Raw genomic sequence first — 13876 nt, forward strand, 5'->3', positions numbered from 1 at the left:
CGGCGGATTGCCTCATTGGCTGCGTCGGCGAGAATCTCGGCCCATGACCGACCCGAGCCTGCAGACCAGACGGAGCGTCGTTGTCACGGTGGCCGATGTCATCGATGAAAGCCCCGACGCTCGGTCTCTGGTTTTCACTGTGCCGCAGGACCAGCAGGAGCGATTTTCGTATCGACCCGGACAATTCCTGACGCTACGGGTGCCAAGCGAGCTGACCGGATCAGTGGCCCGGTGCTACTCACTCGCCAGCTCACCGCACACCGATCCCGCCCCCAAGGTGACGGTCAAGCGCACCGCCGACGGCTACGGTTCGAATTGGTTGTGCGACAACGTCGATGTCGGCGACACCCTCGAGGTACTGCCGCCTTCGGGGTTGTTCACCCCGGCAAGTCTCGACACCGACTTTCTGTTGTGGGCAGCGGGCAGCGGAATCACTCCGGTGATGTCGATTTTGAAGTCGGTGTTGTCGGCCGGCACCGGGCGGGTGGTCCTGTGCTACGCCAACCGCGACGAACGCTCGGTGATCTTCGCCGGCGAACTACGCGAACTCGCCGCCCGCTACGCAGGCCGACTGACGGTGCTGCACTGGTTGGAATCGGTTCAGGGCCTGCCGACCCACGCCCAGCTGAGCGGATTCGCCCACACTGTTTTCGCCGGGTCCACGGGCTTCGAGGCCTTCGTCTGCGGGCCGGCCCCGTTCATGGCGGTCATCAAGGAGACTCTTCTCGAGGCCGGTGTCGAGCGGGACCGGATTCACCTCGAGGTGTTCCAGTCGCTGTCCGGTGACCCGTTCGCCGATGACACCACCGCACCGGCAACAGTTTCCGACGAAGATGACGCCGCCGACCTTCAGGTCGATCTAGACGGCACCAGTCACCGGCTGAGGTGGCCGCGCCAGGCGACGTTGGTCGACGTGTTGATCCGCTCGGGTGTCGACGTTCCGTATTCCTGCAAGGAGGGACAGTGCGGATCGTGCGCGGCCACGGTGGTTCGCGGGGAGGTGGACATGGCCGCCTGCGACATTCTCGAACCCGAGGATATCGCCGACGGGGTGATCCTCGGCTGCCAGGCACGACCGGTCTCCGACGACGTCCACATCGAGTTCTGAGCCGTCCGTCCCCACGTTTCCACTGACCGGGATTGGCCCCCGCCGCCCGGGTCAAAGCGGTACACCATCAGTACAGCCCTCGACGATAGGACCGAACCATGACTGAGCGCGTAATCGACCGGGTGCGCGACCTCGCCGACCAGTTGCGCCACCAGGGCGCCGAAGCCGAGAAGATCGGCAAGCTCACCGACGAGACCGTCAAGATGATGAAGGCGGCGGGAAACATCCGCCTGTTGCAGCCCAAGGCTCACGGCGGCTTGGAAGTCCATCCGCGCGAGTTCGCCGAGACCGTGATGGCCACCGCGGCACTGGACCCTTCGGCCGGATGGATCAACGGTGTGGTGGGCGTGCACCCGTACCAGCTCGCGTACGCCGACCCGAAGGTCGCTGCCGAGATCTGGGCCGAGGACGTCGACACCTGGGTCGCGTCTCCCTACGCGCCGCAGGGTGTGGCCACGCCCGTCGACGGCGGCTACATCTTCAACGGCCGCTGGCAGTTCAGCTCGGGCACCGACCATTGCGACTGGATCTTTCTAGGCGCGATGCTCGGCGACCCTGAAGGCAAACCACTGATGCCGCCGCAGATGCTGCACATGATCCTGCCGCGCAAGGACTACGAGATCGTAGAAGACTCGTGGAACGTCGTGGGACTGCGCGGGACCGGCTCGAAGGACGTCATCGTCAAGGATGCGTTCGTACCGTCGTACCGGACGATGGACGCGATGAAAGTCATGGACGGCACGGCCCAGCGCGAAGCCGGGATGACCGAGACGCTATACCTGATGCCGTGGTCGACGATGTTCCCGCTCGGCATCAGCTCGGCGACCATCGGCATCGCCGAGGGCGCCCTGGCCGCCGCGCTCGATTACCAGCGTGAGCGGGTCAACTCCAGCGGTGTGGCGATCAAGGACGACCCCTACGTCATGTATGCGATCGGCGAGGCCGCCGCAGATATCAACGCCGCCCGGCAGGAATTGCTGGCCAACGCCGACCGCATCTACGACATCGTCGACTCGGGCAAGGAAGTCTCGTTCGAAGACCGGGCGGCGGGCCGGCGCACCCAGGTGCGGGCGGTGTGGCGGGCGGTGTCGGCCGTCGACGAGATCTTCGCCCGCTGCGGCGGCAATGCCGCGCGGATGGACAAACCGCTGCAACGGTATTGGCGTGATGTGCATGTCGGCCAGGCCCACGCGATTCACGTTCCGAGCACGGTCTATCACGCGTCGGCCCTGAGTTCGCTGGGCGTGGACCCGCAGGGTCCCCTGCGAGCGATGATCTGAGAGGACAGCTCTAATGGGACTGATCAAGAGCCTTGGCTACGTCACCGTTGCCGCCTCCGACATCGAGCGGTGGCGTCACTTCGCGTTCAACGTGCTCGGCTTCGCCACCGGCGCAGGACCCGACGAGTCTGCGTTGTACCTGCGGATGGACGAGCGTGCCGCCCGCATCATCGTCGTGCCCGGAGACGTCGACAAGATCATGACCGTCGGCTGGGAAGTGCGCGACCACGCGGACCTTGAGCAGGTCAAGGCAGCACTCGATGCCGCAGGAGTGCCGTTCAAACAGCTGTCGGTCGATGAAGCCGACGCGCGGAGGGCCGAGGAGGTCATCGCCTTCGAGGATCCGGCCGGCACTGCGCTGGAGGTATTCCACGGCCCGGTCCTCGACCACTCCCCTGTCATCACCCCACACGGTGCGAAGTTCGTCACCGGCGAGCAGGGCCTGGGACACGTGGTGCTGCCGGCGCTCGACGTGAACGGCTTGTTCCAGTTCTATACCGAAGTACTGGGTTTCAAGTCCCGCGGTGCGTTCCGCGTCCCCGTGCCACCGGAGTTCGGCCCGGTGCGGGTCCGGTTCATGGGTGTCAACCAGCGCCATCACAGCCTGGCGATCTGTCCCGCACAGAATCTGCGGGATCCGGGCCTGATCCATCTCATGGTCGAGGTCGACGCCCTCGATACGGTGGGTCAGGCACTGGATCGCGTCAACGCAGAGGGCTTTCAACTTTCCTCTACGTTGGGCCGCCACACCAACGACAAGATGGTGTCGTTCTACGTGCGTGCCCCCGGCGACTGGGACATCGAGTTCGGCACCGAGGGTATGCGCGTCGACGAAACCTATTACACCGCTGAAGAAATCACCGCGGACAGCTACTGGGGACACCAGTGGGTAACCGATCTACCGAAGGCTATGCAACCGTGACACTCACCGAAGGCATCCAACCGATCCCGGCCGGCGCGATCATCGAGTGGGCCGACGAAGCCGACGTGGTCATCGCCGGCTATGGCGTTGCCGGCGCCGCCGCTGCCGTGGAGGCGACACACGCCGGAGCCGAAGTACTGGTGCTCGAACGCACCGGGTCGTGGGGCGGAGCCGCAGCTATGGCCGGTGGTTTCATCTACCTCGGTGGCGGTACTGCGCTCCAAAAGGCCTGCGGCTTCGAGGATTCGGTCGACAACATGGCCGCGTTCCTCGACGTTGCCATGGGCCCGGGCGCAGATTCGCAGCGCATCGCCGATTACTGCGAGGGAAGCGTCGCGCACTTCGACTGGCTCGTGAGCTGCGGCGTGCCGTTCAAAGCCGAGTTCTTCGGAGAGCCCGGCTGGGAGCCGATGGGCGATCAGGGGCTCATGTACAGCGGCGGGGAGGACTCGTACCCGTTCAACACCATCGCCGCGCCGGCTCCGCGCGGCCATGTACCCCAGATGCAGAACAAGAAGCAGGGTGAAGCCAGCGCAGGCTTCATGCTGATGAAGGGCTTGGTCGACACAGCCACCGCGGCCGGGACACGGTCGCTGTATGACGTGCGCGTGCAGGCCTTGATCGTGGAGTCGGACGGCCGAGTCGTCGGGATCCGGACCCGGCGCTACGGCACCACGATGGACATCCGGGCCCGACGAGGCGTGGTACTGGCCACCGGAAGTTTCGCCTACAACGAGGCCATGGTGGCTCGTTATGCCCCAGGAATCGCCGGCCGGCCGGCCTCCGCGATCGAGCAGCACGACGGGCAGGCCATCCGGATGGCACATGCGCTCGGCGCCGATCTGGCCCATATGGACGCCACCGAGGTCGCCCTGTTCATCGACCCTCAACAGCTGGTGCGCGGGATTCTGGTGAACGAACGGGGTCAACGGTATGTCGCCGAGGACACCTACCCCGGCCGGGCCGGCCAGCTCACGCTCTACCACCAGAACAACACCGCCTACCTCATCATCGACGGCGACGCCCAGGAGGAGGCGATGGCCTCGCTCTCGCCGCAGTTGATGATGCGGCCGCCGACGTGGGTCACTGACACCGTCGCGGATCTGGAGGCCGAGATCGGGCTTCCGCCGAACTCGTTGCAGGCCACCGTCGATGCCTACAACGAGGGCGCGGCACGCGGTGAGGATCCACTGCTGCACAAGAAGGCGCAGTGGCTCAAGCCGATCAAGTCTCCCGTAGGCGCCATCGACCTTCGCGACAGCACCGGCGGATTCACGCTCGGCGGCCTGCACACCACACTCGATGCCGAGGTGCTCCATGTCAGCGGCGAGCCTATCCCGGGACTGTTCGCCGCCGGACGCTGTACCGCAGGCCTCGCCGCATGGGGCTATGCCAGCGGCGTGTCACTGGGCGACGGGAGTTTCTACGGTCGCCGCGCCGGACGGGCCGCCGCGGCATCTGCCTGACTGCAGCTACGGAAAGATCGCGAGACGCCTCCACGTGTCTCGCGATCTTTCGTATTCGGTGTGGACCTGTTGCCAGGTCGGTGAAGCCAGCTATACCTCAACAAGGTCCGCTGGCGCGAAATAGCTTCGCACCGAGGTGATCTTGCCGTCTCCGTCGAATGTCATCGTGTCGATCGGTTGCAGGCGCATCGGGGTGTCGCCGACCTTGAAACTGATGGTGAACGAGAACGCCGCCTCGTTTCCGACGACACGGAGCAACACCAGTTCGGTCTGGCGATCCAATGCCTCCAAGGTGGAGAAGAATTCGTGGATCTCCGCCCGGCCGGTCCGGACATCACTGCCGACCGGATCTTCCACGGTCGCGTGTTCGGCAAACAGTTCCAGGAGATCATCGGCGCTACCGGTCGCGAGCAGCGAGACGTAGCGACGAATCACGTCGGCAATATGGTCATCCCTGGTTGACGACATCATTCACCCCTCAACGTGATCACGACCTTGTCGGCCGCACCGGGTGTGGCAACACACCGCAACGCCTCTTCCAGGTCATCGAACTCGAAGGTGTGGCTGATGATCTCCCGGTACTTCTCCCAGTTGTCGACGATGTCTTTCGTCACCTCGAAGATCACACTGGGATAGCCCATCGATCCGATGATCGTCAGTTCATTACTCATCACATTCATGAAGTCCATGCTGATGGGCTCTTTATGGACAGCCACGATACCGAGCTTGGCTCCGCGCTTGGCGGCCCCCAGCGCCGTCTCGACAGCTGCCGGTACCCCGGCGGCGTCCAGGAACACGTCGGTGCCAGACCTGTTGGGCCACATCGAGTCCCCTGGCCCGTGCAACTCGACCAATCGCGCGATGACGTCCTCGTCCTTCGAGTTGATCACGGCATCGGCGCCGACCTTCAGTGCCTTCTCCAGCCGGGAAGGCAGGATGTCGGCCACCACCACGTGTTTGACTCCCCTCGACTTCAAGGCGATCGTGATGCCCAGGCCGATGGGCCCGGCGCCGAGCACGAGCACCTGGTCGCTCGTCCGAGGTGCCACCTGGTTGACCGCGTGAAGGGCAACCGCCATGGGTTCGTTGAGCGCCGCGACCTCGTACGGGATGTGGTCGGGCACCACCTCCAGACTCCGGCCGCGGACGGCATCCTTGATGAGCAGGTAGTCGGCCAGCGCACCGACCGAACCGCCGTTGCCGATGATGTCGTCCGCGACCGCCATGGGATTGACCACGACACGGTTACCGACCGCTATCCCATTCACATCGCTGCCGACTTCCACCACCTCACCGGCCGGTTCGTGACCGATAGGCATGCAGCCGTGCCGCGGCGGCAGACCTCCAATGGAGATGTAGAGCGTGTCGGAACCACAAATCCCGCACGCTCGAATCCGCACCAGCACGTCATGAGAACTCACCGTAGGCGTTGGCACATCCATGATTTCGGTGTTGTCGGGGGCGGTGATGATGGCTGCTCTCACGTGAAGTTCCTTCCCATCGATGTCGTTGAATCACTCAGAGCACGCTGTAGCCACCGTCGACGACGAGCGCCGATCCGGTGCTGTAGGAGGCATTGCCACTGCACAGGTAGAGGATGGGACTGGCGATCTCCTCCGGCGTGGCGAACCGTCCGAGCGGAATGTGGTCAACCTGTTCCTGCTTGACCTCCGGCACGTAGTCCATCGGTGCGGTCATGCGGGTGGCAGTGACGCCGGGGACGACGGCGTTGACTCGGATACCATCGGCGGCCCATTTCACGGCCAGGTTTCGGGTGAGCGCGAGCACTCCCGCCTTCGCCGATCCGTACCCGGGCACCACCGGCACGGATCGGATTGCCGCCATGGATGCGAGCATGACCACGCTCGCGCCGCCGGGAGCCTTCGACGCCATCAGCGCACCGTGCAACCGTTCGGTCAGCTTGAACGGGGCGAGCAGGTTGACCTCCACCGACAACGCGAACCCCTCCGGGGTGGATTCGTCGAGCCCGCCCGGAAAATTGGCCCCGGCGTTGTTGATGAGAATGTCCAAATCGGAGAACGAGTCAGCCAGCGCCGCAATGCCGTCTGAATCGGTCAGCGCCAACTGCCGATACTCCAGTCCCGACAGATCGACGTCGTAATCCTGCGGCCCTCCTTTGGTACCGGTGATCGTGACATCCGCTCCGCTGTCGCGAAGAAGCGATGCGGTCGCGTGGCCGATGCCACTCGTGCCGCCGGTGACCAGCGCGTTCGCACCGGTGAAGTCGAACTGCACACGGTTGGTCATGACAATTCCTTAATTTGTTCGCGCAGCCAGGCGGCTTCCCAGAAATTGGTGCTGGCTGACAGCAGATCTTCGTGTGCGGTGATCAACACCTGTTTGGCCGCCTTGTTGTCGGGGTCGGCTCGGTTCACAATCTCGGCCAACTGGATGGCCCGCACCGGTTCACCGGCCTCTACCAGAGCCCGCGCCCGGTTGAGAACCGGTGCTGCGCCGGCGAGTTCGAGCAGATCCGCCTCGGTTCGGTCCGGACCCTCGGTATAGAGTTCGCCCGTCGAGCGATGGTGGAACCAGCCCGCATAGTTCTCCCAGATGGCTCGCACATTCCAGCGCACCATGCCATAGCCCTGGCCGACTTCCAGTTCGGGCGGCAGCACCACCTCACGCATCAGGGTGTGAACATCCTTTCCGGCATTCATCCCTTCCACCGTCTGGTCGTGAATGGACATCACGGCATCGCGTAGTCGGGTCAGCTCCCATTCGATCCGCTCCTTGCCGACGATCGGCCCGAAGTGACCGGTGAGCAACGTCTCCGCGCCGAGCGCGCGGACCCGGTCGATGGACTCCACTACCGTCAGCGCGTCTCGATAGCGGTCCCCACGCACCGTCACCAGGTTCGGAATGTGACCAAACAGCGCGCCGAAGACATTGCCGCACAGGCAGACACCTTCTTCCGGCAACCAGACCACCAGGCTGTCGGTGGTCTCACCACCGGGCGTGGCGTAAAGCTCCAACCGGCGCCCGCCAAGTTCGATGACGAGTTCGTCATCGACCACCATCGTCGGGGTCGGAACACTCTGCGGTGGCGGCGGGCCGAATCGCTGCGTGTTGCGCTCGATCGTGTCCATCACCTTGCCGACCCATGCGAACGCCGAGTTTCGGGCCCGGAACTCCGCCAACAGGTCGTTGTCTCGCCGCCACGTTTCCCAGTTGGCCTGGGCGACGATCTCGCTATCGGAGTCAGCGACGGTGTCGAGGCCACCAACGTGGTCGACATGGCCTTGGGTCAGGATGACGTAGCGGATCGGCGCAGGGTCGATGGCGTCATAGTTGGCACGGTGCACCGGCCCCTCGAAACCCATCCCCGTGTTCAGCACGATCCGGCCGGCATCGGTCGTCAACATGAACGAGTTCGAAAGACCCTGAGAGAGCCAAATGCCAGGGCCTACTTCGTCGGCCGGTGCACCCGCACCCACGATGTCGTCGGCCCCTGGACGGCTTAAGTACGCGGGTCGATAACTGTTCACGCTTCCTCCTGGACATCGAATCGGTCGAAGTAGAACCCGAAGCGTGACCGGACTTCGTCCGGTGTCCGGCCGAAGTGGCGTTGGAGGTCATACCGCATTCGGCCGTGTTTGCCTCGCGGATTGTCGTCGAGGTAGCGGCGAAATGCCGCTCGGGCCGCTTCGGTCAGGGCGGTGCCGTTGTGGCCGTACAACGTCTCGAGAATCGGCATCTCGTTTCCATTGAGCTGGTGAAAGCCAATATCCACGCTTCGGTCGGGACCAACCAGATCCCGATCGCGCACACACGCGCGCAGCAACCTCTCGATCCGGTCAATCCAGTAGTCCACGAGGCCCTCTGGGTCTATCTCCTTGCGTCGCATCCGGTCTCCATACGCCAACATCGTGACTGCTGATTGGATGACTGCGACCGGATCTCGGTGGGTGAATGCGACGGTGGCGTCTGGAAATGTTCGTGTCAGCGGCCCCAGTTGCTCGCAGTGTTGCGGCGACTTCAGCACCCACTGGCGTGGACCCCGTAAGAATGTCAGGGCCTTGAGAACCGTGCGTAGATAGCCATAATGCCGGTCCTGGTCCAACGCGAGGTAGTAGTCCCGCCATTGCGGCACCCGCCCATGCCACTCCAGCACATAGCTCGCGAAATCGAGATCGAGGATCTCGACTTCTTCCTCGATCGCCTGTGGAAATCGGTCGTGCATGTTCTGCACCAATGGAGTCATGGCCATGGCCGACTCGTGCTCGGAGACACTGCGCGCGAACCGCGGGTCCACTCCGTTGACGTCAGGACCTTCACCGTGCATGGGGAAGGGTTCCTGACTCTCCCAGTACGGCAACGCACGCCGCCTGATATCGGACGCAATGAGATTGACCAGATGCGTTGTCCCCGAGCGCGGTAGACCGACGACGATGATCGGTCGTTCGATCTCGATGCCGTGGATCTCGGGGTAGCGACGCAGCAGATCTGTCAACAGCAGCCGTTGCGAGAGCAACCGAACAATTCGGTTTCGCAGGATGAGGCGGTTGAGATTCGTGTTGCCGCTGTCGGCATCGACAGCCCCGGCGTACGCGCGGAGCCGTGGATGAAAATCGGTGGCCCCGAAGTCTTCCAACCCCGTCTTCGCTACCGCCTCAGCGATCAGAGTGGCTGGATCGAGGTCCACCGACAGGTTCTCCAGCTGTACGAGAACCTCTCGTTGCATCGGGTTGAGCACGGGGACCGTCAGATCCTCTATGCCCAGTGCAGTGTCCGGCACGCTGCTCCTTCACTGTGACGATTTGTCATGACGAATATTCGTTGTAGTGTCCGAATATATGAACGCCAAGCTAGGCCAGCCTGACCAACAGGGTCAAGACCCGTCACCACCGACTCGCCGCGTCGTCGCCGTCGTCGAGTTGCTCGCCGACCGAGCGGGCAGCCACCTGACCCTGGCCGAAATCTGCCGCGAGCTGGGAATCAGTCGGTCGACCGGACATGCGATCCTGACAACGCTCTGTTCTTGCGACTGGGTGCTGCGTGACCCACTGAGCGGGAGATACAGCCTGGGCGCGGGCCTTCCCTCGACGTCACTACCCGCCGCACCGCTATCGCGACTGCTGCGAGAGCCGCTGCGGAAGCTGTGTTCAGCCATGGGCATGGCCGCGTGCATTTCCGAGCTCAGAGACGGCTCCCTTGCGGTTATCGAGTCAGCCGCCCCTGGCGCGACCCGTCCGCCGGTGCAAGCCGGTGTGCGATTACCGTTCGTCGCGCCGTTCGGCCGGGAGTTCGTGGCCTGGGCGCCGGCGGCCGTGGGCGACGAGTGGATGGCTGCCGCGGGCCCTGTCAACGACGTCTTCCGAGCGCGAGTTCCTAAGGTTCTCAAGGAAATCCAGAAACGCGGCTACGGCATCGAACGACTCAGCGACCCCCTCCTCAATGTGTTCGCGGCCCTGCTCGCACTCGAAGGCACCACCGCTCCAGATCCTGTGGCGGCACGACTGGCAGGCGCCGTTGGCGATCTGACGATCATCGACTTCTTGCCCGGTGAGCTGAACAAGATCGCGCAGCACCCACTCGCCACGATCTCTGCGCCGATCTTCGATGCGCACGGCCACGTTGTGATGTCGGTGTCCGCACAGCCGTACGAACAGCTCACTGTCGAGGAGATGCGGGACGTCGGCGCCAGAGTTGTCGAGTTTGCCGAACATGCCAGTTCGCTCGTCGCGCAACACGCACCGGCCACCCAAGGCGCACCAGCCAGCACACAACCAGGCAAGAACGTGACAGCCGACACATAGTTGTGATAGGCATATGACTAATAGTCATATGCCACACCGGTATGTGACTCCTTCAGTGGAGGTCCCTCATGACAATGGCTGTGGAGAAGCCGGGCGAGACGCCCAGCGCCGTCATCGACCGGGTTTCCCTGGTTCTCGATGCTTTCGAGGGATCCGGCCGACTGACGTTGGCCGAGATCGTGCGCCGGACCGGTCTGCCACGATCGTCGGCCCACCGACTCCTCGAGCGCCTGGTTCACCTGCGTTGGCTTCGGCGCGACGGCCGCGACTACGAGTTGGGCATGCGACTCGTCGAATTGGGATCACTGGCGTTGCACCAGGACCGCATCCATCGTGCCGCGATTCCCTTGCTGCGAGATCTGCACCGGGCCACCGGGCTGGTGGTCCATCTGGCTGTCCTGGATGGCTCCGACGTGGTGTATCTGGAGAAAATCGGCGGCCAGATGGTGGCAGCCATCCCCACGCGGATCGGAGGACGCCAGCCAGCACACTGTACGGCGGTCGGCAAGGCGATCCTGGCCGACAACCAACCGGCCGACATCGACCTGACCTCAGGCCGGACGCGATTCTCGATCTCCAACGAACGCCAACTCGCCGCCGAACTGGCGAAAGTCCGCGCCCACGGCGTCGCATTCGAACGCGAAGAATCGTTGGTCGGGTTCGGCTGTGTGGCCGCCCCGATCGGGCCCGCCGGGGCTGCGGTCGCCGCGGTTTCGGTGTGCGGCCCCATGAACCGGATGGCTTTCGACCAGCGACTGGCGGCGCCGGTACGCATGACGGCTATGGGCATCTGGCGCAATGCCCAAGACGGTCCGGGTCGGGTCGCCCCTACCCTGCAGCCCATTCGGCCGTTGCGCGTCGGCAACACCGCCGCCCCTCGCTCCACGGCCACCCTGCTTCCGGCGTGACCCTCGACTCTCAGATCGCGGGTTTGATCGAGGCGCTCGATTCAGGTTTTCCGCCGGTACACACGATGACGGGCGCACAAGCCCGCGCCGAGATCCGTGCGCGCTTCGTCGCGAACCCTCAGCCCGAGCCGGTGGCCTCCGTTGTCGACCACCGGGTGCCGATCGACAACGGGTCCATCGACGTCCGGGTGTACCGTCCCGACGCAGCCGGACCGCTGCCCCTACTGGTGTACGCCCACGGCGGCGGATTCGTATTCTGCGATCTCGACAGCCACGACGGGTTGTGCCGCAACCTGGCCAACCTCATTCCGGCCGTGGTGGTTTCGGTCGCATACCGATTGGCTCCCGAGCACCGGTGGCCGACCGCAGCCGAAGACTTCTACGCCGCGATCTGCTGGGCAGCCGAACATGCCCTCGAGTTCGGCGCCGACCCGGCCCGCATCGCGGTAGGCGGCGACAGCGCAGGCGGCAACCTCGCCGCGGTGACCACGCTGATAGCCCGGGACCGCGGTGGCCCGGACCTTGCGGCACAACTCCTGCTGTACCCGGTGATCGCCGCAGATTTCGATACCGACTCCTACCGACTGTTCGGCCGGGGCTTCTACAATCCGCGCCCGGCACTGCAGTGGTACTGGGACCAGTACGTCCCCCAGTTCGGAGACCGGCAAAGCCCTTACGCCTCACCGTTACACGGCGACCTCGGTGGTTTACCGCCGGCCGTCGTGGTTCTCGCCGGCCACGATCCCCTGCGCGACGAGGGCATCGCCTATGCCGACGCCCTGGAGGCGGCAGGAGTGCCAATTACCCGGTGCGCCTTCGACGGTGGCATTCACGGTTTCATGACGATGCCGATGCTCGACATCGCTCACCAGGCGAGGCGACAGGCCGCCCACGCCCTAGGTGACCTGCTCGGTCCCTAGCACGGCTCCGTAGCGCTGCTCGGGATCGAGCACACAGTGGGTGCGGCTGAACACCGTCACCATGCACTTGTTGTTGTGGTTGCAGCGGCTGTGTGAGGCCGGTTCGGCGATCATGGTCCTGACCCGGTCCGGTTCACGCAGCAAGGCCCGCCCCATGGCCAGGAAATCGAATCCCTCTCGCATGCCCGTCTCGAGGTGTTCGCGATCGGTGATGCCGCCCAGCAGGATCAGTTTGGTATTGCGCATGATCGGCACGAACTGCCTTGCGGCCTCCAACATGTAGAGGTCCCGATACGGGTAGACGCCCATCGTCTGCTTGCCGACCAGCCGGACGGCCGGCCGCAACGCCGGCGGCATCACCTTCGCAAATTCCTTGACGGGGACGTCACCACGGAACAGGTACATGGGTTTGTAGACCGATGAACCCTGAGTGAGTTCGATCGCGTCGAGGTTGGCGTCGGCGTCGAGGAGTTGGGCGGTCCGCAGCGCCTCGTCGATCCAGATGCTGCCCGGGAGACCGTCGTCCATGTCCAGCTTGGCGATCACCGCGATCTGATCACCCACCACCTCGCGCACCCGCGTTGCGATCTCCCGCACGAACCGCGATCGGTTGTCGATATCGCCGCCGTACTCGTCTTTGCGACGGTTGATCAGCGGACTCAGAAACGAGCTGGGCAGATATAGATGTCCGAAGTGCAGTTCCACGGCGTCGAATCCAGCATCGACCGCCACCTGGGCGGCGTCGCCGAACTGATCGATCACCCTCGCGATCTCCGCCCGCGTGATCTCGCGGCAATAGGCGAAGGAGGTCGGGTTGACGAATCGGCTCGGCGCCACGGCGGTGACGCCGGTCAGCTTCTTCTGCGCCACTACCCCGGCGTGTCCGAGTTGCGCTGAGATGGCCGCTCCCGCACCGTGCACCACGTCGGCGAGCCGGTGCAGGCCTGGCAGCGCCTTACTGTCCATGACGATCTGGCCAGGCGCGCTCGCACCTTGGGGAGACACACAGCAGTAGGCGACCGTCGTCATGCCGACCCCGCCCTCGGCGAAGCTGCGATGGAAGTCGATGAGGTCGTCGGTTACCAGTCCGTCGGGTGAGCGGCCTTCCGACGTGGCTGCTTTGATCACGCGGTTACGCAGCGTCACTGGACCCAGTTGAGCCGGGCTGAACGGATCGGTCATCGCCCCACGATCGCGCCGACACCCCTCGTCGTCAACGGTGGTATCCCGATGGCCGGGAACGCTGTGCCTCCATCAATGCGGGCGATCGTAATCTCGGTTCATGGCCGAGGTTTTCGTTATCGACAGGGTTGTCACCAAGCCTGGCTGCGCCCAGAAGTTCATCGACGCCTACCTGGCCGGATACGCCCCGGGTGCCCGTGAACGCGGTATGAGCCTGCGCGATGTCCTGGTCAGCCCGCCCATCTGGTTCGACGACCGATCCAATGTGGTCACCATTACCTGGACGCTGCCCAGCCCCCAGGCCTGGTGG

Annotated in this window: 13 protein-coding genes and 1 pseudogene; 8 read left to right on the forward strand and 6 right to left on the reverse strand. The window is 64.3% G+C overall.

The features are described from left to right. The first annotated feature begins 43 nt into the window (after nucleotides 1-43). The 4 genes from G6N44_RS14415 (at nucleotide 44) to G6N44_RS14430 (ending at nucleotide 4776) form a co-directional block, all read left to right on the forward strand. A complete protein-coding gene (locus tag G6N44_RS14415) occupies nucleotides 44-1108 on the forward strand; it encodes a ferredoxin--NADP reductase (protein WP_163665037.1) in 1065 nt (354 codons plus the stop codon). Between the two features lie 98 nt (nucleotides 1109-1206). After that, nucleotides 1207-2388: an acyl-CoA dehydrogenase family protein gene (locus G6N44_RS14420; protein ID WP_163665039.1), complete on the forward strand. Its 1182-nt coding sequence runs from the start codon at nucleotides 1207-1209 to the stop codon at nucleotides 2386-2388. 13 nt (nucleotides 2389-2401) lie between these two features. Continuing rightward, the gene (gene bphC, locus G6N44_RS14425) at nucleotides 2402-3310 is read left to right on the forward strand and encodes a biphenyl-2,3-diol 1,2-dioxygenase (protein ID WP_163665041.1); all 909 of its coding nucleotides are present in this window, start codon (nucleotides 2402-2404) and stop codon (nucleotides 3308-3310) included. After that, the gene (locus G6N44_RS14430) at nucleotides 3307-4776 is read left to right on the forward strand and encodes an FAD-dependent oxidoreductase (protein WP_163665043.1); all 1470 of its coding nucleotides are present in this window, start codon (nucleotides 3307-3309) and stop codon (nucleotides 4774-4776) included. The genes bphC and G6N44_RS14430 overlap by 4 nt, the downstream gene beginning before the upstream one ends. 90 nt (nucleotides 4777-4866) lie before the next feature. On the opposite strand, the gene G6N44_RS14435 is transcribed toward G6N44_RS14430, so the two are convergent. From G6N44_RS14435 to G6N44_RS14455, 5 genes are all read right to left on the reverse strand, one after another. After that, nucleotides 4867-5244, reverse strand: coding sequence for a nuclear transport factor 2 family protein (locus G6N44_RS14435; protein ID WP_235682733.1), 378 nt, complete (start codon nucleotides 5242-5244; stop codon nucleotides 4867-4869). Continuing rightward, on the reverse strand, nucleotides 5244-6218 hold the full coding sequence (locus G6N44_RS14440; protein ID WP_276040182.1) for a zinc-dependent alcohol dehydrogenase: 975 nt from the start codon (nucleotides 6216-6218) through the stop codon (nucleotides 5244-5246). Before G6N44_RS14440 ends, G6N44_RS14435 begins: the two co-directional genes overlap by 1 nt. Nucleotides 6219-6294: 76 nt before the next feature. Beyond that, a complete protein-coding gene (locus tag G6N44_RS14445; RefSeq protein ID WP_163665049.1) occupies nucleotides 6295-7044 on the reverse strand; it encodes an SDR family NAD(P)-dependent oxidoreductase in 750 nt (249 codons plus the stop codon). Beyond that, nucleotides 7041-8285 carry an alkyl sulfatase dimerization domain-containing protein gene (locus G6N44_RS14450; protein ID WP_163665051.1) on the reverse strand — a complete coding sequence of 415 codons (1245 nt, stop codon included), beginning with the start codon at nucleotides 8283-8285 and terminating at the stop codon, nucleotides 7041-7043. Before G6N44_RS14450 ends, G6N44_RS14445 begins: the two co-directional genes overlap by 4 nt. Then, nucleotides 8282-9481 carry a sulfotransferase family protein gene (locus G6N44_RS14455; protein WP_235683086.1) on the reverse strand — a complete coding sequence of 400 codons (1200 nt, stop codon included), beginning with the start codon at nucleotides 9479-9481 and terminating at the stop codon, nucleotides 8282-8284. Before G6N44_RS14455 ends, G6N44_RS14450 begins: the two co-directional genes overlap by 4 nt. 112 nt (nucleotides 9482-9593) lie before the next feature. On the opposite strand from G6N44_RS14455, the pseudogene G6N44_RS29875 reads away from it, so the two are divergent. The 4 genes and pseudogenes from G6N44_RS29875 to G6N44_RS14470 form a co-directional block, all read left to right on the forward strand. Beyond that, nucleotides 9594-9743, forward strand: a pseudogene (locus G6N44_RS29875) (IclR family transcriptional regulator); the annotation flags it as partial. 165 nt (nucleotides 9744-9908) lie between these two features. Beyond that, nucleotides 9909-10556 (forward strand): IclR family transcriptional regulator, encoded by a 648-nt coding sequence (locus G6N44_RS14460; RefSeq protein WP_235682734.1) that lies wholly within the window; start codon nucleotides 9909-9911, stop codon nucleotides 10554-10556. Nucleotides 10557-10624: 68 nt separating this feature from the next. After that, a complete protein-coding gene (locus G6N44_RS14465; RefSeq protein ID WP_179964380.1) occupies nucleotides 10625-11464 on the forward strand; it encodes an IclR family transcriptional regulator in 840 nt (279 codons plus the stop codon). Continuing rightward, complete coding sequence (locus tag G6N44_RS14470) at nucleotides 11461-12384, forward strand: LipP1 family hormone-sensitive lipase (RefSeq protein ID WP_163665057.1); 924 nt, start codon at nucleotides 11461-11463, stop codon at nucleotides 12382-12384. Before G6N44_RS14465 ends, G6N44_RS14470 begins: the two co-directional genes overlap by 4 nt. On the opposite strand, the gene G6N44_RS14475 is transcribed toward G6N44_RS14470, so the two are convergent. Next, complete coding sequence (locus tag G6N44_RS14475) at nucleotides 12361-13566, reverse strand: NADH:flavin oxidoreductase (RefSeq protein ID WP_163665059.1); 1206 nt, start codon at nucleotides 13564-13566, stop codon at nucleotides 12361-12363. The genes G6N44_RS14470 and G6N44_RS14475 overlap by 24 nt on opposite strands. Nucleotides 13567-13876 lie beyond the last annotated feature (310 nt).

Origin of the sequence: Mycolicibacterium alvei (assembly GCF_010727325.1) — a bacterium.
Classification (GTDB): domain Bacteria; phylum Actinomycetota; class Actinomycetes; order Mycobacteriales; family Mycobacteriaceae; genus Mycobacterium; species Mycobacterium alvei.

Bases quoted from the DNA above. Each gene is read 5' to 3' on its own strand.
- G6N44_RS14420 (WP_163665039.1), top strand. From the start codon at position 1,207: ATGACTGAGCGCGTAATCGACCGGGTGCGCGACCTCGCCGACCAGTTG.
- G6N44_RS14415 (WP_163665037.1), top strand. From the start codon at position 44: ATGACCGACCCGAGCCTGCAGACCAGACGGAGCGTCGTTGTCACGGTG.
- bphC (WP_163665041.1), top strand. From the start codon at position 2,402: ATGGGACTGATCAAGAGCCTTGGCTACGTCACCGTTGCCGCCTCCGAC.
- G6N44_RS14435 (WP_235682733.1), bottom strand. From the start codon at position 5,244: ATGTCGTCAACCAGGGATGACCATATTGCCGACGTGATTCGTCGCTAC.
- G6N44_RS14460 (WP_235682734.1), top strand. From the start codon at position 9,909: ATGGGCATGGCCGCGTGCATTTCCGAGCTCAGAGACGGCTCCCTTGCG.
- G6N44_RS14445 (WP_163665049.1), bottom strand. From the start codon at position 7,044: ATGACCAACCGTGTGCAGTTCGACTTCACCGGTGCGAACGCGCTGGTC.
- G6N44_RS14440 (WP_276040182.1), bottom strand. From the start codon at position 6,218: ATGGATGTGCCAACGCCTACGGTGAGTTCTCATGACGTGCTGGTGCGG.
- G6N44_RS14475 (WP_163665059.1), bottom strand. From the start codon at position 13,566: ATGACCGATCCGTTCAGCCCGGCTCAACTGGGTCCAGTGACGCTGCGT.
- G6N44_RS14455 (WP_235683086.1), bottom strand. From the start codon at position 9,481: ATGCAACGAGAGGTTCTCGTACAGCTGGAGAACCTGTCGGTGGACCTC.
- G6N44_RS14465 (WP_179964380.1), top strand. From the start codon at position 10,625: ATGACAATGGCTGTGGAGAAGCCGGGCGAGACGCCCAGCGCCGTCATC.